We start from the raw sequence: 19,574 nt of genomic DNA on the forward strand, positions 1-19,574 counted from the left end.
TCTGCCATGCTTCGGGCATGGCAAGAATCGCGATCATCGGCGGCGGCAGCATCGGCGAGGCTCTGTTGTCCGGGCTGCTGCGGGCGGGGCGGCAGGTCAAGGACCTGGTGGTCGCCGAACGGATGCCGGACCGGGCGAAATATCTGTCCAGCAACTACGGCGTGCTGGTCGTGACATCGGCGAAGGATGCGGCCGAGACCGCCACGTTCGTCGTGGTCGCCGTCAAACCGGCCGATGTCGAGGCGGTCATCGACGAGCTCGCCGGGGTCGCCACCGCGGCCGAGCACGACAGCGGCGAGCAGGTGTTCGTCACCGTTGCGGCCGGTGTCACCATCGCGTCGTTCGAATCCAAGCTGCCGGCCGGGACGCCGGTGGTGCGGGCGATGCCCAACGCGGCGGCGCTCGTGGGCGCCGGGGTGACGGCGCTGGCCAGGGGCCGGTTCGTCACCGACGAACAGCTGGCGGAGGTGTCCGCGCTGTTCGACGCCGTCGGTGGGGTTCTCACCGTTGCCGAGCAGCAATTGGACGCGGTGACCGCGGTGTCGGGTTCTGGCCCGGCGTATTTCTTCCTGCTGGTAGAAGCGCTGGTGGACGCCGGAGTCGCGGTTGGGTTGACCCGTCAGGTGGCCACCGACCTCGCCGCCCAGACGATGGCCGGTGCGGCGGCGATGCTGCTGGAGCGAATGGACTCCGACCAGCGAGCCGCCGACGGCGGCCCGAGCGGGCTGCAAGTGGACACCTCGCCCGCCCAGTTGCGCGCCTCGGTGTGTTCGCCCGGCGGCACCACCGTGGCTGCGCTGCGGGAACTGGAACGCGGGGGATTCCGGGTCGCCGTCGACGCGGCCGTCCAGGCCGCCAAAAGACGCTCTGAGCAGCTAAGAATTACATCGGAATAATTCAAGAAATTTGAACTGATTGTCTCTCACCAGTACCAGTAACCCCACTAGTCCCGCTATTCTCCTCTTTGTATGCACGTGTGGGTGCCAGCGGAGGGGAAGCCGCTGGCATTGCGCGGGCCTGACACGATTGGGTAGCGATGACGTCTACGAACGGGCCATCAGCACGGGATTCTGCAGGTAAGGCCGCGCCCGCCGGCGGTTCGGCCGAGGCCGGACAGGGCCGGACGCAGTTCCTCACCGTCGCCGAAGTAGCGGCGCTGATGCGGGTGTCCAAGATGACCGTGTATCGGCTGGTGCACAACGGCGAGCTGCCCGCGGTCCGGGTGGGGCGCTCATTCCGAGTGCACGCCAAGGCGGTCCACGACATGCTGGAGACCTCGTACTTCGACGCGGGCTAGCCCCGATCCGGAGCGCGACTTCTTACGCGAGCAGACGCAAAAGCCCCTGAAACGGCACGGTATCGGGTGCTTTTGCGTCTGCTCGGCGGTCGTTTGGTGTTGCCGGCCCGCAGTTGGGTAAAGTGTCCGGGTTAAGTCATAAGCCGGTCACGGGTGAAGATAGCGGAGTTCATGGGTTCAGTAATCAAGAAGCGGCGCAAGCGTATGTCGAAGAAGAAGCACCGCAAGCTGCTACGTCGCACCCGGGTGCAGCGCAGAAAACTTGGCAAGTAAGTTCTTCCGGCGCCCTCCGTCACTCGTCCGTAACGCCGCTGTTTCTGCTCGTAGCTAGGCTGTGAAAGTGGATTCGTCGAACGGGGGGCCCAGCGGCGGCGACACCGTGCACTACCCAAAGGTAGTGCTGGTTACCGGTGCCTGCCGTTTCCTCGGCGGCTACCTGGTCGCCCGCCTGGTACAGAACTCACTGATCAACCGCGTCATCGCGGTGGACGCCATCGCGCCCAGCAAGGACATGCTGCGCCGCATGGGCCGAGCCGAGTTCGTTCGCGCCGACATCCGGAATCCGTTTATCGCCAAGGTGATTCGCAATGGCGAGGTCGACACCGTGGTGCACGCCGCGGCGGCGTCCTACGCGCCGCGATCCGGCGGTACCGCGGCGCTCAAGGAACTCAACGTGATGGGTGCGATGCAGTTGTTCGCCGCCTGTCAGAAGGCGCCTTCGGTGCGCCGCGTGGTGCTGAAGTCGACGTCGGAGGTCTACGGGTCGAGTGCGCACGATCCGGTGATGTTCACCGAGGACAGCAGTAGCCGCCGGCCGTTCCGGGAAGGGTTTGCCAAGGACAGCCTGGACATCGAGGGTTACGTGCGTGGTCTGGGCCGGCGTCGGCCCGATATCGCGGTGACCATCCTGCGGCTGGCGAACATGATCGGCCCGGCGATGGACACCTCCCTGTCCCGGTATCTCGCGGGGCCATTGGTGCCAACGATGTTCGGCCGCGACGCACGGCTGCAACTGCTGCACGAACAAGATGCGCTGGGTGCGCTGGAGCGCGCGGCGATGGCGGGTAAGGCCGGAACATTTAACGTCGGCGCAAACGGAATCATCATGCTATCCCAGGCAATTCGTCGCGCCGGCCGAATTCCGTTGCCAGTGCCCAGTTTTGGCGTATGGGCACTGGATTCGCTGAGACGGGCTAATCGTTACAATGAGATCAATCGAGAGCAATTTGCATACTTGAGTTATGGCCGCGTGATGGACACCACCAGAATGGTTTCCGAACTTGGTTATCAACCAAAGTGGTCTACTGCAGAGGCTTTTGACGATTATGTTCGCGGCCGCGGGCTGACTCCCATTATCGATCCAGATCGGGTACGCTCCTGGGAGGGTCGTGCCATAGCGGTGGCGCAGCGCTGGGGTAGCCGAAATCCAATTCCGTGGTCGGGCTGAGATAGATTTGGATAGAAACGTGGCGGGTGAGTCCAGAGCGAATGTCATTCCCCTGCACACTAATCGGGGACGGGTAGCGGCGCGGCGCCGTGCCGGTCAGCGCTCGGACGCGTCTCGTCAGCACCCCTCACTACTTTCCGATCCGAGCGGTCGCGCGTCGGCCGAAGAGATCGCCGCCGTCGTCCGCGAGATCGATGAACACCGTCGAGCGGCGGGCGCGTCGTCGACGGCCGAAGCACCGCTCAACGACCTCGCTCAGCGCGTCGCCGCGGTGGCCGGATTTCTCCGGCAGCGGTTGACCGGCGATTACTCCGTCGACGAATTCGGCTTCGATCCGCATTTCAACGACGCGATCGTTCGGCCTTTGCTGAGGTTTTTCTTCAATTCCTGGTTCCGGGTTGAGGTCAGCGGCGTCGAGAACATTCCTTCCGACGGCGCGGCCTTGGTGGTGGCGAATCACGCCGGGGTGCTGCCGTTCGACGGCCTGATGCTGTCGGTGGCGGTGCACGACGAGCACCCTGCCCAGCGGGACCTGCGGCTGCTGGCCGCCGATATGGTGTTCGACCTGCCGGTGGTGGGTTCGACGGCCCGCAAGGCCGGTCACACCATGGCCTGCACCGCCGACGCGCACCGGTTGCTGGCCTCAGGAGAGCTCACCGCGGTCTTCCCGGAGGGTTACAAGGGTCTGGGCAAGAAGTTCGAAGATCGCTACCGGCTGCAGCGGTTCGGCCGGGGCGGATTCGTTTCGGCGGCGCTGCGCACCAAGGCGCCGATCGTGCCGTGTTCGATCATCGGTTCCGAAGAGATCTATCCGATGCTGGCCGACGTGAAGTTGCTGGCGCGGCTGTTCGGGCTGCCGTACTTCCCGGTGACTCCGCTGTTTCCGTTGGCCGGCCCCGCCGGGTTGGTGCCGTTGCCGTCGAAGTGGCGTATCGCGTTCGGAGAGCCGATCCCTACGGCTGACTATTCGCCCAGTGACGCCGAGGACCCGATGGTCACCTTCGAGCTGACCGATCAGGTGCGCGAGACCATTCAGCAGACCCTGTACCGGCTGCTGGCCGGTCGCCGCAACATCTTCTTCGGCTAGGACCATCGGGCCGCTACGCCCGCGAGCAGACACTTAAGCCCCCGTTTCCGCAGGAAATCGGGGGCTTAAGCGTCTGCTCGCGCAGGAAGTCGCGCTACTTGACCAGGGTGAACTGACAGACGTTGGTGTAGCCGTCACGGAACAGGTCCGAGCAGCCGCGCAGGTACTTCATAAAGGTCTCGTACTCCTGCTCGCCCTTGAGCTCGATGGCCTTTTCCTTCTGCGCTTCCAGGGCGTCGGCCCAGGCGTTCAAGGTGGGAACGTAGTTCTTGCCGATGAAGTGGTGACGCTCGATCTTGAAGCCCGCCTCGGTGGCGTACCGGTCGACCTGCTCGACCTGGGGCAGCTTCCCGCCGGGGTAGATCTCCCGCAGGATGAAGCTGATGAAGCGCAAGAGGCTCATCGTCGTCTTGAGGCCCAGCGCCTTCCCCTCTTCGGCGGTGGGCACCACGATGGAGTGCAGCAGGAAGCGGCCGTCATCGGGCAGCAAGCTGTAGTACTTCTTGAAGAAGGTGGCGTAGCGCTCGTAGCCCGCGTCGCCGGCCCCGTCGGCGAAGTGCTCGAACGCGCCGAGTGAGACGATGCGGTCGACGGGCTCGTCGAACAACTCCCAGCCCTGCAGCCGCACCTCTTTGCGACGCGGGCTGTCCATCTCGGCGAACTTCTGCTCGCAGTGCGCCAGCTGGTTCTCGCTGAGCGTCAGGCCGATGACGTTGACGTCGTAGTGCTCGACGGCGTGCCGCATGGTGGAGCCCCAGCCGGAGCCGATGTCCAGCAGTGTCATGCCGGGCTCGAGGTTCAGCTTGTCCAGCGCCAGCTTGCGCTTGGCGAACTGGGCCTCTTCCAAGGTCTTGGACTGCGGCTCATCGATGTTCGGATTCTCATCGAAATAGGCGCAGCTGTAAGTCATCGACGGGTCGAGCCACAGCTTGAAGAACTCATTGGACCGGTCGTAGTGCGACTGCACGTCCTCCACCGGAGGCTGAAGTTGGGTGCCTTCTGATGTCATTAAATCGACGCTACCTGCTCTGTTTAGATGGATGCAATTGCCGCGACCGTCGCCTCGGCGTCGGATTCGTGACGCGCGGCTTCCCCCAGCATCGTGACCACACTGGTGATAACGGGCTTGCCTTCGGCGTCGGTCACTTCACTTCGGATTTCGGCTAGGACCGTCCCGTGGGATTGGATCACCGAATCCAAGTACGTGTCGAAGTGTAGCTTGTCTCCGACCAGGATCGGCCGGTGGAACAGGAATTTCTGGTCCCGGTGCATGACCCGTGCGATGTTGATCGGGATGCTGAATTTGGTGAAGATCTCCAGCTGCACCCGCCGCCCCGCGATGGCCAGGAACGTCAACGGCGCCACCAGCGACGGATACCCCGCTTCTGCGGCGGCGTCTTCGTCGTTGTGGATCGGGTGATCGTTCTGGATCGACGCGGCGAATTCGCGAATCTTTTCGCGACCGACCAGGAAGTAATCTTCCTGCCGGTAGTGCTTACCGATGATTCCTTCGGCTCCCTGGGGAACTGTCATGGCGCCGCTTTCCACTCGAATAGATGCTCAGCGGCGCAGCTTATCAGCGGGATTGCCGTCGGGACGCCAGCGCCGCCAGCGCGCCGCCGGCCGCGCCCAGGGCCAGCGCCGACGGCACCCCGATCCGAGCGGCCTTGCGAGCGGTCCGGAAATCGCGGATTTCCCAGCCTCGCTCGCGGGCCAGACTGCGCAACCGCGCATCGGGGTTGATGGCCACCGCGGTGCCGACCAGCGACAGCATCGGGACGTCGTTGTAGCTGTCCGAATACGCCGTACAGCGCTTGAGGTTCAGGCCCTCCCGGATCGCCAGCGACCGCACCGCGTGCGCCTTGCCGGTGCCGTGCAGGATGTCGCCCACCAGCCGGCCGGTGAAGACGCCGTCGACCGATTCGGCCACCGAACCCAGGGCGCCGGTCAGCCCCAGCCGCCGGGCGATGGTCGCCGCCAACTCGTAGGGCGTGGCGGTGATCAGCCACACCTGCTGGCCGGCGTCGAGGTGCATCTGGGTGAGTTCGCGCGTGCCCGTCCAGATCTTGTCGGCGATGATCTCGTCGTAAATCTCCTCACCCAGCCGCACCAGCTCGTCGACGGAGCGTCCCTCGATGAACGCCAGGGCTTTGCGACGCCCGGCGGCGACGTCGGCGCTGTTCTCGGTGCCCAGGATCTGGAACTTGGCCTGCGCGTACACGAATCCCAGCACGTCGCGATAGGTGAAGTAATTGCGCGCGGCCAGTCCACGCCCGAAATGCACCGCCGACGAGCCCTGTACCAGCGTGTTGTCGACGTCGAAGAACGCGGCGGCGGTCAGGTCGACGGGCGGCTGTGGGCGCTCGTCGGCGGAAGCCTCATACAGACCGTCGAGCGCGCGCTCGGCGCTGGCATTGGCGGCCAGCGACTCCAAGTCGGCCCGACCGGTGGGACCCACCGGTTCAGAGGAAGCCATGGAAGCCATCAGCCGAACCTCCCAAGTCGCCACATGGCCCGGTTCCCGGTCCCGGGCCGACATCAACCCTATCCGGCATTGCGGTCCACGCTGGAATGCCAGACTGGGGGCCATGACTGGACCCGGAAACCGGGCGCAGGTCGAACTGCTGACCCGCGCTGGCTGCCTGATCTGCCAGCGCGTGTATGACCGCCTGGTCGAGCTGGCCGGCGAGCTGGATTTCGCGTTGGCCACTACCGACGTCGATGAGGCCGCGACCACTGGAAATCCCGCGCTGCGGGCCGAATACGGCGACCGGCTGCCGGTCGTCCTGCTGGACGGGCGCGAGCACAGCTACTGGGAGGTCGACGAACCGCGGTTGCGTGCCGACCTCGCGGCCCGCTGACACCGCTCGAGCCGGGGCTTAGCCAAACACGGCATTTGGTAGGTCATCTGACAACCGTCTACCGTAGACAGCAGTTCACTTTCCAAAGCTGCAAGGGAGCGGGCCAGGTGATGCTGCCGTGAGCATCTTGCTCTTCGGGGTTTCGCACCGCAGCGCGCCGGTCTCCGTCCTGGAACAACTGAGCATCGATGAGTCCGATCAAGTCAAGATCGTCGACCGGGTGCTGCAGTCATCCTTGGTGACCGAAGCCATGGTGCTCTCGACGTGCAACCGCGTCGAGGTCTATGCCGTTGTGGAGGCATTCCACGCCGGACTTTCGGTGATCGGCCAGGTGCTGGCCGAATACTCCGGTCTGTCGATGAGCGACCTGACCAAGCACGCCTACGTCCGCTACAGCGAGGCCGCCGTCGAGCACCTGTTCGCGGTGGCCAGCGGGCTGGATTCGGCGGTGGTGGGCGAGCAGCAGGTGCTCGGCCAGGTGCGCCGGGCCTACGCCTCCGCCGAGGGAAACAACGCGGTCGGGCGGGTCCTGCATGAGCTGGCCCAACGCGCGCTGTCGGTGGGCAAGCGGGTGCACTCCGAGACTGCGATCGACGCGGCCGGTGCCTCGGTGGTGTCGGTGGCCCTGGACATCGCCGGACGCAAGCTGGGCACTCTCGAAGGCAAGACCGCGGTGGTGGTCGGCGCCGGCGCGATGGGCGCCCTCTCGGCGGCGCACCTGACTCGCGCCGGGATCGGCCGTGTGCACGTGCTGAACCGCTCGCTGGCCCGGGCGCAACGGCTCGCGGACAAGATCGGCGCCGCGGGCACGCCGGCCGAGGCCCGGACGCTGGATCGACTCCCCGCCGCGCTGGCCGACGCCGACGTGATGGTCAGCTGCACCGGCGCCGTGAGCCACGTGGTGACCCTCGCCGACGTCCACCACGCGCTGGTCAACGCGCGCCGGGACGAAGCCGCCAAGCCGCTGGTGATCTGCGATCTGGGCATGCCGCGCGACGTCGACCCGGCGATCGCCGGGCTACCGGGCGTCCTGATCGTCGATGTGGACCGCGTGCAACATGAGCCGTCGGCGCACGCCGCGGCCGCCGACGTGGACGCCGCCCGTCACATCGTCGCCGCCGAACTCGCCGCCTACCTGGCCGGACAGCGGATGGCCGAGGTCACTCCGACGGTCACCGCACTACGTCAGCGGGCCGCCGACGTCGTGGAGGCGGAATTGCTGCGGTTGGACAACCGCCTGCCCGGCCTGGATACCGCCGAACGCGAGGAAGTGGCGCGCACCGTCCGCCGGGTGGTCGACAAGCTGCTGCACGCGCCCACCGTGCGGATCAAGCAACTCGCCAGCGCTCCCGGCGGCGACAGCTACGCCGAGGCGCTGCGCGAGCTCTTCGAACTGGACCAGACCGCCATCGACTCCGTCGCCGCCGTCGCGGCCGGCGAATTACCGGTAATCACAACCGAATTCGACGGTGCCCCGGGCGGTCCGCAGAGATCCGCCGAGTAGCTGATTGGCGCACGTGATCCGGATTGGCACTCGGGGCAGCCTGCTGGCCACCACCCAGGCCGCGACCGTCAGAGACGCATTGATCGCCAACGGCCATCCCGCCGAATTGGTGACCATCAGCACCGCGGGTGACCGCTCGGCCGCGCCGATCGAGACGCTGGGTGTGGGAGTCTTCACCACCGCGCTGCGAGAGGCGATCGAAGACGGTCGTGTCGACGCCGCCGTCCACTCGCACAAGGATTTGCCGACCGCAGCGGATCCGCGGTTCGTCATCGCGGCCATACCGCCACGCGAGGACGCCCGCGACGCGGTGGTGGCCCGCGACGGCCTGGTGCTGGGAGAGTTGCCGCCGGGTTCGCTGGTAGGCACATCTTCGCCGCGGCGGGCCGCACAGCTTAGAGCATTGGGTCTCGGTTTGGAAATCCGCCCCCTACGAGGCAACCTAGATACCAGGTTGAACAGGGTAAGTAGTGGTGATCTTGACGCCATCGTGGTGGCCCGGGCCGGTCTGGCCCGACTGGGCCGGCTCGGCGACGTCACCGAGACGCTGGAGCCGGTGCAAATGTTGCCAGCGCCTGCCCAGGGCGCTCTCGCCGTCGAGTGCCGAGCCGACGACAGTCGGTTGGCCGCGGTGTTGGCGGAGTTGGACGACGCCGACACCCGAGCGGCGGTCACCGCGGAGCGTACCCTGCTCGCCGAGTTGGAGGCAGGTTGCTCCGCACCGGTGGGCGCGATCGCGGAAGTGGTCGAGTCGATCGATGAGGAGGGGCGGGTCTTCGAGGAGCTGTCGTTGCGCGGTTGTGTGGCGGCACTCGACGGATCCGACGTGATCCGAGCGTCCGGCATCGGCGCCGCCGACCAGGCACGGGAGCTGGGGCTCTCGGTTGCCGGCGAGCTGTTCGAGCTGGGCGCCCGTGAATTGATGAGGGGAGCGCGGGAAGACCCCGCGCGATGAAATTGACTACAGACTTGGAGCGACAACGATGACGCGAGGGCGCAAGCCGACACCGGGCCGCATCACTTTCGTGGGCTCGGGTCCGGGCGACCCTGGTCTGCTGACCACCCGTGCGGCGACCGTACTGGCCAACGCCGCTTTGGTGTTCACCGACCCGGACGTGCCGGAACCGGTGCTGGCGCTGATCGGCAAGGACCTGCCGCCGGTGTCCGGTCCGGCGCCCGCCGAGCCGGCACCCGCAAGCCCGGACTCGACGTCCGGGGCCACTGCAGGCGGTGAGACCGCGCCGGCGGTGGTGGCCAGCGGTCCGGACATCCGCCCGGCCCTGGGCGATCCCGCCGAGGTCGCCAAGACGCTGACGCACGAAGCTCGGCTAGGGGTGGACGTGGTGCGGCTGGTCGCCGGTGACCCGCTGTCCGTCGACGCCGTCATCACCGAGGTGAACGCCGTGGCCCGCTCGCACCTGCACATCGAGATCGTTCCCGGCCTGGCACCCACCAGCGCCGTGCCCACCTACGCCGGGTTGCCGCTGGGTTCGTCGCACACCGTCGCCGACGTGCGTGACCCGCACGTGGATTGGGACGCCCTGGCCGCCGCGCCCGGGCCGCTGATTCTGCAGGCCACCGCGTCGCATCTGGCGGACGCCGCCCGCACGCTGATCGACCACGAGCTGGCCGACAACACGCCGTGCGTGGTGACCGCGCAGGGCACCACCTGCCAGCAGCGGTCGGTGGAGACCACGCTGCAGGGCCTGACCGACCCGGCCGTCCTGTGCGGCGGAGCCGACCCGGCCGGTCCGCTGACCGGGCCCCTGGTGGTAACCATCGGCAAGACGGTGACCAGTCGCGCGAAGCTGAACTGGTGGGAGAGCCGGGCGCTGTACGGCTGGACCGTTCTGGTGCCGCGCACCAAAGATCAGGCCGGTGAGATGAGCGAGCGGCTGACGTCGTACGGCGCGCTGCCTATCGAGGTGCCGACCATCGCCGTGGAGCCCCCGCGCAGTCCCGCCCAGATGGAGCGTGCCGTCAAGGGTCTGGTGGACGGCCGCTTCCAGTGGGTGGTGTTCACCTCCACCAACGCGGTCCGTGCGGTGTGGGAGAAGTTCGGCGAGTTCGGTCTGGACGCCCGCGCGTTCTCCGGCGTGAAGATCGCCTGCGTCGGCGAGTCGACGGCGGACCGGGTCCGTGCCTTCGGGATCAGCCCCGAACTGGTGCCCTCCGGTGAGCAGTCCTCGATGGGGCTGCTGGACGAATTCCCGCCGTATGACAGCATTTTCGACCCGGTCAACCGGGTGCTGCTGCCGCGTGCCGACATCGCCACCGAAACGCTGGCAGAGGGTCTGCGTGAGCGCGGCTGGGAGATCGAGGACGTGACCGCCTACCGGACCGTCCGGGCCGCCCCGCCGCCGGCGACCACCCGCGAGATGATCAAGACCGGCGGGTTCGACGCGGTGTGCTTCACCTCCAGCTCGACGGTGCGCAACCTGGTCGGCATCGCCGGAAAGCCACACGCGCGCACCATCATCGCGTGCATCGGCCCCAAGACCGCCGAAACCGCCGCCGAATTCGGTCTGCGGGTCGATGTGCAGCCGGAGACCGCGGCCGTCGGCCCCTTGGTCGACGCGCTGGCCGAACACGCCGCCCGGTTGCGCGCCGAGGGTGCGCTGCCGCCGCCGCGCAAGAAGAGCCGTAGGCGATGACGTGTCGTGCGCTGACTCCGCGCCCAGAGTCAACGCACGGGTGAGGGTGTAGCCATGCGACAGCGACCGCGGCGGCTGCGGGCTACGCCCGCGTTGCGCCGACTCGTGGCGCAAACGTCCTTGGAGCCAAGGCATTTGGTGCTGCCGATGTTCATCAGCGCTGAGGCCGACGGCATCGGCGAACCGCGCCCCATCGCTTCCATGCCTGGCGTGGTGCAGCACACGCGCGACTCGCTGCGCAGCGCCGCCGCCGAGGCGGTCGCCGCCGGAGTGGGCGGTCTGATGCTGTTCGGGGTACCTCGCGCGCAGGACAAGGACGCGCTCGGCTCGGTCGGTACCGATCCCGACGGCATCCTCAACGTGGCGCTGCGTGATCTGACCAAGGACCTCGGTGACGCCACGGTTTTGATGGCCGACACCTGTCTGGACGAGTTCACCGACCACGGCCACTGCGGCGTACTGGACGAGCGCGGTCGCGTCGACAACGACGCGACATTGACTCGGTACGTGAAACTCGCTGTGGCGCAAGCGGAATCGGGAGCACGCGTAGTCGGTCCTAGCGGCATGATGGATGGTCAGGTGGCCGCGATCCGCGACGGCCTGGATGCGGCGGGACATACCGACGTGGCGATTCTGGCCTACGCCGCCAAGTTTGCCTCGGCGTTCTACGGACCGTTCCGGGAAGCGGTGGCCTCCAGCCTGTCCGGTGACCGGCGCACCTACCAACAGGAACCCGGCAACGCCCGCGAGGCGCTACGTGAGGTCGTCCTGGACCTCGACGAGGGCGCCGACATCGTGATGGTCAAACCCGCGATGGGCTACCTGGATGTGGTGGCCGCGGCGGCCGGTATCTCGCCGGTGCCGGTGGCCGCATATCAGGTGTCGGGGGAGTACGCGATGATTTGTGCGGCGGCGGCCAACAATTGGATCGACGAACGCGCGGCGGCGCTGGAATCGTTGACCAGCATCCGGCGGGCGGGAGCTGACATCGTGCTCACCTATTGGGCTGTCGCCGCGGCGAGTTGGCTGGGCAAGGGAGGCTGACATGACGGCAGCGGGGGAACCCGAAAGCAAGCCGTTGTTCCGGGAGGCGGGTGCCAGCTGGTACTGGGTGCTGGCGGGCCCGGCGTCGGCGGCGTCGCTGATCTACATTCAGTGGACCAATCATGTGGCGATCTCGCTGCTGGTGCCGATGATCTTTTTGGTTCTGGTCTCGGCGTTCGTGGCGCTGCAGGTCAAGGCGGCGCGTATCCACACCTCGGTGGAGTTGACCGAGGATGCGCTGCGGCAGGGCACCGAGACGATCCTGGTCTCTGAGATCGTGAAAGTTTTTCCCGAGGCGGAGAATTCGGTGAAATCCGGCAAGCCGCTGGCGAGGTGGCAGTCGGCGCGCGCCCTCGGCGAGCTGGTCGGAGTGCCACGCGGGAGGTTCGGCATCGGACTGAAGCTGACCGGGGGGCGGACCGCGCAGGCCTGGGCCCGTCGCCATCGCCACCTCCGCGACGCACTGACCCCGCTGGTCGAGGAGCGGATGGGCCCCTACGAGCCCGAGGTCGCCGACGAGGCCGGCGACGACGACCACAGGTCGTTCCTGTGAACACCGCTTTTCGGGGCGGCCTGGAGCTGGTCGTTGCGGTCGTCGCGGCGTTGGCGGCGGCCTTTAGTTGGGCGGCCACGCGTTCGGTGATCGAGGTCGCGCCGGTGGCCGACGGCCAGCCGCCCACGACGTCGGTGATTTACGACCCGCAGCAACTCGTGCTGACGCTGTTGCTGGCGACGGTGGCCGGGATCTTCGTGGTGGTGGCGCTGACCAGGCTGCGCCGGTCCAGGAGCGCTAAGCCGACTTCTTGACGAGCCCCAGCACCAACTGGCGGCGCCAGACGATGGCGTCGGCCAGGTTGCGCAGGGCCTCGTGCAGCGAGGTGGTCAGTGGGAAGTCGGCTTCGTCCGGCTCCCCCAGCAAGGCGCTGATGGCCGGGTTGCCCACGAGCATCCATTCGACGCCCGCGGCGCGGCACTCCTCGTCCAGCACGCACAGCAAACCGATTCCGGCCGACGAGAAGTGCGTGACCGCGCTGAGGTCGAGCACCACTGGGTTGTCGCCGAGGACGAAGCGCCGCACATGCTCGCCGATCTGATCGACGTTGACGGCGTCGATCTCGCCGCGGATGGTCACTACGGTGGCCAGGGGGCGGTAGTGCGCCCGCACCTGGGCACCCGTGCAGTCCAGGGTGCCGACAGCCGGCCCCGCAACACGTGTTGTGATCGCCATGGTCATCGAGCTGCCCCATTCCCCTCGCACACCGGCCGAGCCCTGCCTATAAAGTGCCCGCCGAACTTAAGGGGACCGACAGTCACGCCTAACTTATTGCTAAGAAGCATTCGGTACGGAGAGTGCGGGTGGTCCCGTCCCAATCCCGCGCGAGCGTGAGCTCTAGGCAGGAGAACAGGCCGCCAGCGCGTGCTTAGGCCCACGTTCGGCGAGCCCGGCCGGGCTCGCAAGCACCTGCTCCCGCGCGGGCGCTGTTAGGCTGCTCTGGCTGCCGGCTTACCCGTGGGGACGGGTGACATGGCGATGTCGCCCCGGACAGCCGCATTAGTCGATGAACCACACAGCAGACTCAGGCGGAAGAAACCTCGTGCCCAGCACAGCGCCCACGGATGAGATCAGGGGCAAGATCAGGGGCGAGATCAAGGCTCTGACGGGGCTGCGGATCGTCGCCTCGCTGTGGGTGGTGCTGTTTCATTTCCGGCCGATGCTGACCGACGTCTCGCCCGATTTTCGGGAGAACCTCGCGCCGATACTCAACTGTGGTGCCCAGGGCGTCGACCTGTTCTTCATCCTCAGCGGGTTCGTGCTGACCTGGAACTACCTGGACAGGATGGGCGGCTCCTGGTCGACACGGGCCACGCTGCACTTCCTGTGGCTGCGGCTGGCCCGGGTTTGGCCGGTGTACCTGGTCACCATGCACCTGGCCGCGCTGATCGTGATCCTCAGCCTGCACGTCGGGCACGTTCCGTTGCCTGAGATCAGGGACCTGACCGCGATCAGTTACGTGCGGCAGGTCCTGTTGATCCAGCTGTGGTTCGAGCCGTTCTTCGACGGAACCAGCTGGGACGGTCCGGCCTGGTCGATCAGCGCGGAATGGCTGGCGTACCTACTGTTCGGATTCGTCGTGCTGGTGATCCTGCGCATGGAGCGCGCGACGCGGGCGCGCACCCTGATGCTGCTGGCGTTCGCGGCCTGCCTGCCACCGGTGTTACTGCTGCTGGCCAGCGGCCAGTTCTACACGCCGTGGAGCTGGCTGCCGCGAATTGTCACGCAATTCATCGCGGGCGCTTTGGCCTGTGCCGCGGTGCGCCGGTTGCGGCTGAGCGATCGCGCCCGGCAGGTGGCCGGATACCTGTCGTTGCTGCTGGTCGTCGCAATAGTGGGGATCCTGTACTGGTTCGATGCGCATCCGATCAGCGGTGTGGTGGACAGCGGCGGAGTTGTCGACGTGCTGTTCGTTCCGCTGGTGATCACCTTGGCCGTCGGTCTGGGCAGTCTGCCCTGGGTGCTGTCCACCCGGGTGATGGTGTACGGCGGGGAGATCTCTTTTTGCCTGTACATGGTTCACGAGCTGGTACACACCGTGTGGGGCTGGGCGGTACTGCAATTCGAGCTCACGCCGCAGGACAACCCGTGGAAATGGAACGTCATTGGCCTGATCCTGATCGCCATGCTGCTATCCAGCCTGATGTATCACTATGTCGAGGAGCCGGCGCGGCGGTGGATGCGGCGAATGGTCGGCGCGCGGCCGGCCCCCGCCGGGACACTGGCGACTGACTCGCCGACCGCGAAGCTGCATCCTATCGACGGTGCGCTGTCCGGGGTCTCGTCCCGCGCGGTCTGACCGGCCTATCCAGCTTCAGGTGGCGCTCACCCCGGGGATGCGGCCCTCGCGGAACGCCTCGACGAAATGCCGGTGGTCGTCGCGCACCACCGCGGCGTATTCCAGTCCGAACGACACCATGTCGGCGACGAAGTCGTCGAGGCGGTCACCGATCACCCCGACGATCGCGTCCTCGGTTTGGAAGTCGACCAGCGACTGGTCGCTGTCTGCGTCCCCGACGCAGTGCACCTTCGCGACCGCCTGCCCGAGCTGCTCAACCACCTCGGCGAGCTCGTCGGGTTCGGTCAGCTCGTCCCACTCCAAATCGGATTCGTAGGGCGACAACTCGTTGACCACGAAACCGATCCCGTCAATCTCGGTGTAACCCAGCAGCTGGTCGGCGTGGGCTTGCAGCGCCCGCTGCGAGATCGCCGTACGGTGCCCGTGGTGCTGGAAGTAATCCCGCACCTTCTGCTCGGTGATCACCCGGCTCGGCGCGGCGATGTTGCCCTGTTTCATCGACAGCACGATGTCGTTGTCGAGCGCCTGATTGAACCCCTCGATCAAAATCGTGTAGTTCGGTAGACCCGCGCTGCCGATACCGAATCCGGTCTTGCCCACCACGTCCTTGACGTCGTAGGTCACCTCGCGTCGGCGTTTGGTCTTAGGGATGGTGTCCAGGTATCTCTCGAAAGCCTCGACCACCTTTTCTCGTTCGGCATCGTCGAGCCGGCGGACTCCCGGTGCGTCTCGGAATTGCCGGTCGGACTGGTCCACCCGCGTCATCTTGTCCAGCATCGCCGCGCGCGTCGACAGCCGCGCCGACTGAAGTGCGGCCAGCACCGCGCCCCTGGCGGTCTGCAGATTCAGCGAGAAGGATGCGTCGTCTTGCTCGTCGACGAACCAGTGCACCTGCTTGACGTAGGAGCGCACGAACGTTTCGATCAGCCGCGTTATCTCGGCGTCGGATAACGCCTTCTGCCAGCACATCAACGCGACACTGGCGGCGAATCGCTGCAGATCCCAAGTGAAATGGCCGATGTAGGCCTCGTCGAAGTCGTTGACATCGAAAATCAGCACTCCGGACCCATCCATGTAGGTGCCGAAGTTCTCCGCGTGCAGGTCGCCCTGGATCCACACCCGGCCGGTGCGTTCGTCGGCCCAACGGTCCTCCCCCTCGGCCATGTCCGCATAGAACAGGCACGCACTGCCGCGGTAGAACGCGAACGGGTCTGCGGCCATTTTCCGGAACTTGGTGCGGAACGCGTCCGGGTCCGCCTTCATCAGATCTTCGAACGCCCCTACGAGGCAGTCCACGATGAACGACTCGCGGTCGGTGCTGCTGGCCATTACCTAGTGATACCCACTCAGCCATGTTTGCCACGCCGGACTTGAGCGCCGGTCCGAACCCGGATTGCGATTCGCCTGTGTGGCCCTGCGTCGCAATCCGCCACCACGTTGGTTTCGTGGTGGCCGTATCGCGCCGCGCGGTCGTGGTCGCCGGTGCCGATAAACCGCAGCGACCAGTGCACATGGCGCTGGGTGCCGCAGCGCCTGGGTGTCCCGTCGGTTGCGTCGGCCGTTTCGCCACCACGGGATGTGGGACCGCTCACGTTCGGGGCGTGGCGAGTGCGAAGATGCGCGCCGTCACCGCCGGTTCCTCGTACGATTTCAGTTAGCTATTCGACCCTCCGCGGTGAAGGTTGCAATGACTCGATTGGTTCGGTTCGCCATCAGCCTGTGCGCGCTGGTGGCCCTGATTGCGCCGTGCATCACCGACCCGGTGCAGGTACACCCCGTTCGTGTACTGACGCTGGATTTGCGCCTCAAGCACATCGCCGTGGTCGGCGACTCCTACACCACCGGCACCGATCTGGGCGGTCTCGGCGCGAAGTCGTGGACGGCGCGGACCTGGCGGACGCTCGCCGCGCCCGGCTTGCGCATCACCAGCGACGTCGCGGCCGAGGGCAGGGCCGGATACGGCGCAGTTGGCGACCACGGCAACATCTTTCAGGATCTGACCGACCGGGCCGTCAAGGCGGACGACGATCTGGTGGTGTTCTTCGGCTCGCGCAACGACATGGATGTCGATCCGGTGTTGTTGGCGCAACGGGTTCATGCCACGTTCGTTCTCGCGCGGCAGCGCGCCCCGCACGCCAGGTTCCTGGTGATCGGACCGCCGTGGCCGACCCCTGAGGTGCCGCTGCCGGTGCTGGTGATCCGCGACGTGCTCGCGGGCGCGGCCTGGGCGGCGCGGGCGGATTTTCGTCGACCCGATCGGCGACCGCTGGTTCGTCGACCGCCCCGAGCTGATCGGTCCGGACGGGGTGCACCCCAACGACGCCGGGCATGCGTATATGGCGGAGAAAATCGTGCCGCTGATCCGGTGGCAATTGCTGAAGTAAGATGGCCTTTTGGCGCAGCTGGGGCCCAAAGCGACTGGCAGGCAAGGGGTTTGGTTCCGCGGTGCCTGTCGCCTCAGTCTTCGGCGTGCCTCTCGTAGTCCCAACGTTCAAGGCGCGCTTGCAATTGCAGTAAGCCAAGCCCGGCGACTGGTGCGGCTGCGCTAAGCAGAACCAACAGCATCGGACTCATTTCAGAACCTCCAAAACCCTTTTATTCGTACCACGTTCGCATTCCCCGCGAGGTTCATTCGCGAAGATTTTCCCACCGGATTCTCCCGATTCATCCGTCTGACAGGGCCTGATCGGCCAGCGCCCCGATCACGGGTGCCAGCAGCTGTGCGTACTCGGTCGTCACGTGGTTGTCGTCGCGGAATACCAGCGTGTTGCCGACGACTACCGGGCACCGGTCGGCGGTGCAGAACAGGTCGGTGAGGTCCGCATACGAGCCGCCGGTCGCGGCGGTCACCCGCTGCTCGGCGGCGATGCCGTCCCCGTTCACCGCCACCGTCCGGGCCGGCGCGCAGGCCCCGGCGTCGTCAAGGTGCGCGGACAGGCAGGTGGGTGCCGAGGACTGCGGATCAGCCACCGGTCCCAGCACCAGGACGCGAGAACCCATGCCGCGTAGCTGCGCCACCACCCGCCCGACGGCGTCTATCCACGCCGGATCGTAGGAGGTGAAGCTGAAGTCGGCGTGGTAGCGGCGGCTCATGCTCAGCACCACCAGTCGGGGCCGCTCAACCTGCAGCCGGCTTACGATCTCGGCCCGCCACTGTTCGCACTCGCTGTACTTGCGGCCTAGATACGGGCTGACGATGGGCAGGTCCAGCAACGGACAGGTCACCTTGGCCAGCGTCTCCAGCCGCCAGTGCCGCTGCTCGGCCACCTGTTGCAGGGCGGGGTTCCACATCGCCGCGTGGGAGTCGCCGATCAGCGTCACCGTGGTGGGCGACGCGACGTCCGCTGTGGCGCATTCGCTTTGCCCCACGTCACGCCAGGAACGCATGCAGCCGTTGACGAACACCGGAGCTTTGTCTGCCGCCGCGGCGGCCAGCGATGGGTCCAGATTTGCCGGGACCGCGCGTAGGGCGGCGGACGTGGCCAGTGCTTCGCGAACCTGAGCGAAGGCCTGCGCGACGGCGGCTTCGCGCGGACCGACCTGCGGTCCGGGGGCGGGTGGCAGCGCAATGATGTTGGCCTGCGGAGCCGCGGCGCCGTGGCCGACCGGGGCCGGTATCGCCGTCAGCAGCACCGCGCAGGCGCACGTGGCGACGCCGGTGGCGGCGCCGGCCACGGCCAGGCTGGTCCTGGCCGACTTGCGCAGCGCCGCAGCGAACCGGCCGGGGTTCTTCACGGCATGCATGGTGATCACCGCGAGTCCGGCGGACACCGTCGTCGCCGCCAGCCGGCCGGGCAGCCCCCCGGGATCACCGAGCAGCGGCGGCAGCAGCAACAGCACCGGCCAGTGCCACAGGTACCACGAGTAGGACACCCGGCCGATCGCCCGCATCGCCGGTGGGCACAGCACCCGGCCCACGCCCATGCCGCCGGTGACACACCCGCCGCCGATCACCAGTGCCGTACCCAACACCGGCAGCAGCGCCGACGTGCCGGGATAGGGAGTGTGCGGGCCCAGCTGGGTGCAGGTCAGCACGATCAGCGCGAGACCACCCCAGCCGGCGACCGTCGCGGGCAGCAGCGGCAACCGCCGCCATTGGTTGATCGTGAGGGCAACCAGGCCACCGGCCGCCAACTCCCAGGCGCGGGTGGGGAGCGAAAAGAACGCCCAGGGCGGCGACACCCGCGTCCATACCACCGCCGCCGCCAGCGAGGCCGCGCCGACGAGGCTCAGCAGCACCGCGTACGGTGCCGCGCCGGCGGTGCTCCTGCCGATCCGCCTCGCCAGCCATGCAGTGCCGATGATCAGCGCCGGCCAGAGCAGATAGAACTGCTCCTCCACCCCGAGCGACCAGTAGTGCTGGAACGGTGACGGCGGCAGGTCCGACACCATGTAGTCGGTGCCCTGGGCGGCGAACCGGTAGTTGCCGACATAAAGAGCGCTGGCGATGCCGTCGACGAACACCCGTCCTGCCTGCAACGGCGGCAGCACGGCGGCGGCGACTACCGCGGTGACGACGCCGACGGTGGCCGCGGCCGGTAACAGCCGACGGGCGCGGGCAGCGTAGAACCGGCCCAGCGCAACGGTGTTCGTTGCCGCTACCTCACGCCAGAGCAGCCCGGTGATCAGGAAGCCGGAGATCACGAAGAACACGTCGACGCCGATGTAGCCGCCGGCGGTACCGGGAATGCCCGCGTGGTACGCGACGACCGCAATCACCGCGACGGCCCGCAGCCCTTCGATGTCCGGGCGGAACCGGCCGCTCACAGACCGTCCCTCCGCCGTTCGCGGAGAGCCGGAGGTGTCGGCGGATCGCACTGTCATCTCA

At 66.9% G+C, this 19,574-nt stretch carries 19 protein-coding genes and 1 pseudogene; 14 read left to right on the forward strand and 6 right to left on the reverse strand.

Translation table 11 applies throughout. The annotated features are described in order from the left end of the window. The first annotated feature begins 17 nt into the window (after positions 1-17). The 5 genes from proC (at position 18) to BN972_RS01805 (ending at position 3,831) form a co-directional block, all read left to right on the forward strand. The gene (proC, locus tag BN972_RS01790) at positions 18-896 is read left to right on the forward strand and encodes a pyrroline-5-carboxylate reductase (protein ID WP_036352212.1); all 879 of its coding nucleotides are present in this window, start codon (positions 18-20) and stop codon (positions 894-896) included. Positions 897-1,036: 140 nt separating this feature from the next. Then, positions 1,037-1,297 (forward strand): cell division/environmental response transcriptional regulator, encoded by a 261-nt coding sequence (locus tag BN972_RS01795; RefSeq protein WP_036352215.1) that lies wholly within the window; start codon positions 1,037-1,039, stop codon positions 1,295-1,297. A gap of 171 nt (positions 1,298-1,468) precedes the next feature. Further along, entirely contained in the window at positions 1,469-1,570 is a 102-nt protein-coding gene (locus BN972_RS28010) for a 30S ribosomal protein bS22 (RefSeq protein WP_003402602.1), read from the forward strand. 67 nt (positions 1,571-1,637) lie between these two features. Further along, entirely contained in the window at positions 1,638-2,744 is a 1,107-nt protein-coding gene (locus BN972_RS01800) for an SDR family oxidoreductase (RefSeq protein WP_036356247.1), read from the forward strand. A 7-nt stretch (positions 2,745-2,751) separates the two neighbouring features. After that, positions 2,752-3,831, forward strand: a complete 1,080-nt coding sequence (locus tag BN972_RS01805; protein WP_172831245.1) for a lysophospholipid acyltransferase family protein — start codon at positions 2,752-2,754, stop codon at positions 3,829-3,831. Between the two features lie 94 nt (positions 3,832-3,925). Here the strand turns inward: BN972_RS01805 and BN972_RS01810 are convergent, their stop codons facing one another. From BN972_RS01810 to BN972_RS01820, 3 genes are read right to left on the reverse strand one after another with little or no spacing between them, the layout of a single operon-like run. Beyond that, on the reverse strand, positions 3,926-4,840 hold the full coding sequence (locus BN972_RS01810; RefSeq protein ID WP_036352219.1) for a cyclopropane mycolic acid synthase family methyltransferase: 915 nt from the start codon (positions 4,838-4,840) through the stop codon (positions 3,926-3,928). A 23-nt stretch (positions 4,841-4,863) separates the two neighbouring features. Then, positions 4,864-5,364, reverse strand: coding sequence for an FAS1-like dehydratase domain-containing protein (locus BN972_RS01815; protein WP_036352222.1), 501 nt, complete (start codon positions 5,362-5,364; stop codon positions 4,864-4,866). A 43-nt stretch (positions 5,365-5,407) separates the two neighbouring features. Beyond that, a complete protein-coding gene (locus BN972_RS01820; protein WP_036356250.1) occupies positions 5,408-6,307 on the reverse strand; it encodes an HAD family hydrolase in 900 nt (299 codons plus the stop codon). A 112-nt stretch (positions 6,308-6,419) separates the two neighbouring features. Between BN972_RS01820 and BN972_RS01825 the strand changes: the two genes are divergently transcribed. The 7 genes from BN972_RS01825 (at position 6,420) to BN972_RS01855 (ending at position 12,701) form a co-directional block, all read left to right on the forward strand. Continuing rightward, positions 6,420-6,692, forward strand: coding sequence for a glutaredoxin family protein (locus BN972_RS01825; RefSeq protein ID WP_036352225.1), 273 nt, complete (start codon positions 6,420-6,422; stop codon positions 6,690-6,692). A 118-nt stretch (positions 6,693-6,810) separates the two neighbouring features. Beyond that, entirely contained in the window at positions 6,811-8,196 is a 1,386-nt protein-coding gene (locus tag BN972_RS01830; protein WP_036352227.1) for a glutamyl-tRNA reductase, read from the forward strand. 13 nt (positions 8,197-8,209) lie between these two features. Continuing rightward, on the forward strand, positions 8,210-9,151 hold the full coding sequence (gene hemC, locus BN972_RS01835) for a hydroxymethylbilane synthase (RefSeq protein WP_036352229.1): 942 nt from the start codon (positions 8,210-8,212) through the stop codon (positions 9,149-9,151). A 28-nt stretch (positions 9,152-9,179) separates the two neighbouring features. Then, positions 9,180-10,850, forward strand: a complete 1,671-nt coding sequence (locus BN972_RS01840; protein ID WP_036352232.1) for a bifunctional uroporphyrinogen-III C-methyltransferase/uroporphyrinogen-III synthase — start codon at positions 9,180-9,182, stop codon at positions 10,848-10,850. A 54-nt stretch (positions 10,851-10,904) separates the two neighbouring features. After that, positions 10,905-11,894: a porphobilinogen synthase gene (gene hemB / locus BN972_RS01845; protein WP_051544954.1), complete on the forward strand. Its 990-nt coding sequence runs from the start codon at positions 10,905-10,907 to the stop codon at positions 11,892-11,894. A gap of 1 nt (position 11,895) precedes the next feature. Beyond that, on the forward strand, positions 11,896-12,447 hold the full coding sequence (locus BN972_RS01850; protein ID WP_036352237.1) for a hypothetical protein: 552 nt from the start codon (positions 11,896-11,898) through the stop codon (positions 12,445-12,447). Next, complete coding sequence (locus BN972_RS01855) at positions 12,444-12,701, forward strand: hypothetical protein (protein WP_036352239.1); 258 nt, start codon at positions 12,444-12,446, stop codon at positions 12,699-12,701. Before BN972_RS01850 ends, BN972_RS01855 begins: the two co-directional genes overlap by 4 nt. Here BN972_RS01855 and BN972_RS01860 read toward each other — a convergent pair. Then, the gene (locus BN972_RS01860) at positions 12,685-13,128 is read right to left on the reverse strand and encodes an STAS domain-containing protein (protein ID WP_036352240.1); all 444 of its coding nucleotides are present in this window, start codon (positions 13,126-13,128) and stop codon (positions 12,685-12,687) included. The two genes, BN972_RS01855 and BN972_RS01860, sit on opposite strands and share 17 nt — an antisense overlap. A 388-nt stretch (positions 13,129-13,516) precedes the next feature. On the opposite strand from BN972_RS01860, the gene BN972_RS01865 reads away from it, so the two are divergent. After that, the gene (locus BN972_RS01865) at positions 13,517-14,746 is read left to right on the forward strand and encodes an acyltransferase family protein (protein ID WP_036356252.1); all 1,230 of its coding nucleotides are present in this window, start codon (positions 13,517-13,519) and stop codon (positions 14,744-14,746) included. 15 nt (positions 14,747-14,761) lie between these two features. Here BN972_RS01865 and BN972_RS01870 read toward each other — a convergent pair whose 3' ends face one another. Further along, the gene (locus tag BN972_RS01870) at positions 14,762-16,075 is read right to left on the reverse strand and encodes a DUF2252 domain-containing protein (RefSeq protein ID WP_036352242.1); all 1,314 of its coding nucleotides are present in this window, start codon (positions 16,073-16,075) and stop codon (positions 14,762-14,764) included. Between the two features lie 358 nt (positions 16,076-16,433). On the opposite strand from BN972_RS01870, the pseudogene BN972_RS01875 reads away from it, so the two are divergent. Beyond that, positions 16,434-17,130, forward strand: a pseudogene (locus BN972_RS01875) (Rv0518 family GDSL lipase). Positions 17,131-17,410: 280 nt separating this feature from the next. Here BN972_RS01875 and BN972_RS01880 read toward each other — a convergent pair. Further along, positions 17,411-19,570, reverse strand: coding sequence for an acyltransferase family protein (locus tag BN972_RS01880; RefSeq protein WP_036352244.1), 2,160 nt, complete (start codon positions 19,568-19,570; stop codon positions 17,411-17,413). Between the last annotated feature and the right edge of the window lie 4 nt (positions 19,571-19,574).

Origin of the sequence: Mycobacterium asiaticum DSM 44297 (genome assembly GCF_000613245.1) — a bacterium.
Lineage (GTDB): Bacteria > Actinomycetota > Actinomycetes > Mycobacteriales > Mycobacteriaceae > Mycobacterium > Mycobacterium asiaticum.

Excerpts from the sequence above, each read along its gene's own strand:
- hemB (WP_051544954.1), top strand. The coding sequence starts at position 10,905 with ATGCGACAGCGACCGCGGCGGCTGCGGGCTACGCCCGCGTTGCGCCGA.
- BN972_RS01815 (WP_036352222.1), bottom strand. The coding sequence starts at position 5,364 with ATGACAGTTCCCCAGGGAGCCGAAGGAATCATCGGTAAGCACTACCGG.
- BN972_RS01850 (WP_036352237.1), top strand. The coding sequence starts at position 11,896 with ATGACGGCAGCGGGGGAACCCGAAAGCAAGCCGTTGTTCCGGGAGGCG.
- BN972_RS01870 (WP_036352242.1), bottom strand. The coding sequence starts at position 16,075 with ATGGCCAGCAGCACCGACCGCGAGTCGTTCATCGTGGACTGCCTCGTA.
- BN972_RS01860 (WP_036352240.1), bottom strand. The coding sequence starts at position 13,128 with ATGACCATGGCGATCACAACACGTGTTGCGGGGCCGGCTGTCGGCACC.
- BN972_RS01840 (WP_036352232.1), top strand. The coding sequence starts at position 9,180 with ATGACGCGAGGGCGCAAGCCGACACCGGGCCGCATCACTTTCGTGGGC.
- BN972_RS01810 (WP_036352219.1), bottom strand. The coding sequence starts at position 4,840 with ATGACATCAGAAGGCACCCAACTTCAGCCTCCGGTGGAGGACGTGCAG.
- proC (WP_036352212.1), top strand. The coding sequence starts at position 18 with ATGGCAAGAATCGCGATCATCGGCGGCGGCAGCATCGGCGAGGCTCTG.
- BN972_RS01820 (WP_036356250.1), bottom strand. The coding sequence starts at position 6,307 with ATGGCTTCCTCTGAACCGGTGGGTCCCACCGGTCGGGCCGACTTGGAG.
- BN972_RS01880 (WP_036352244.1), bottom strand. The coding sequence starts at position 19,570 with ATGACAGTGCGATCCGCCGACACCTCCGGCTCTCCGCGAACGGCGGAG.
- BN972_RS28010 (WP_003402602.1), top strand. The coding sequence starts at position 1,469 with ATGGGTTCAGTAATCAAGAAGCGGCGCAAGCGTATGTCGAAGAAGAAG.
- BN972_RS01795 (WP_036352215.1), top strand. The coding sequence starts at position 1,037 with ATGACGTCTACGAACGGGCCATCAGCACGGGATTCTGCAGGTAAGGCC.
- BN972_RS01825 (WP_036352225.1), top strand. The coding sequence starts at position 6,420 with ATGACTGGACCCGGAAACCGGGCGCAGGTCGAACTGCTGACCCGCGCT.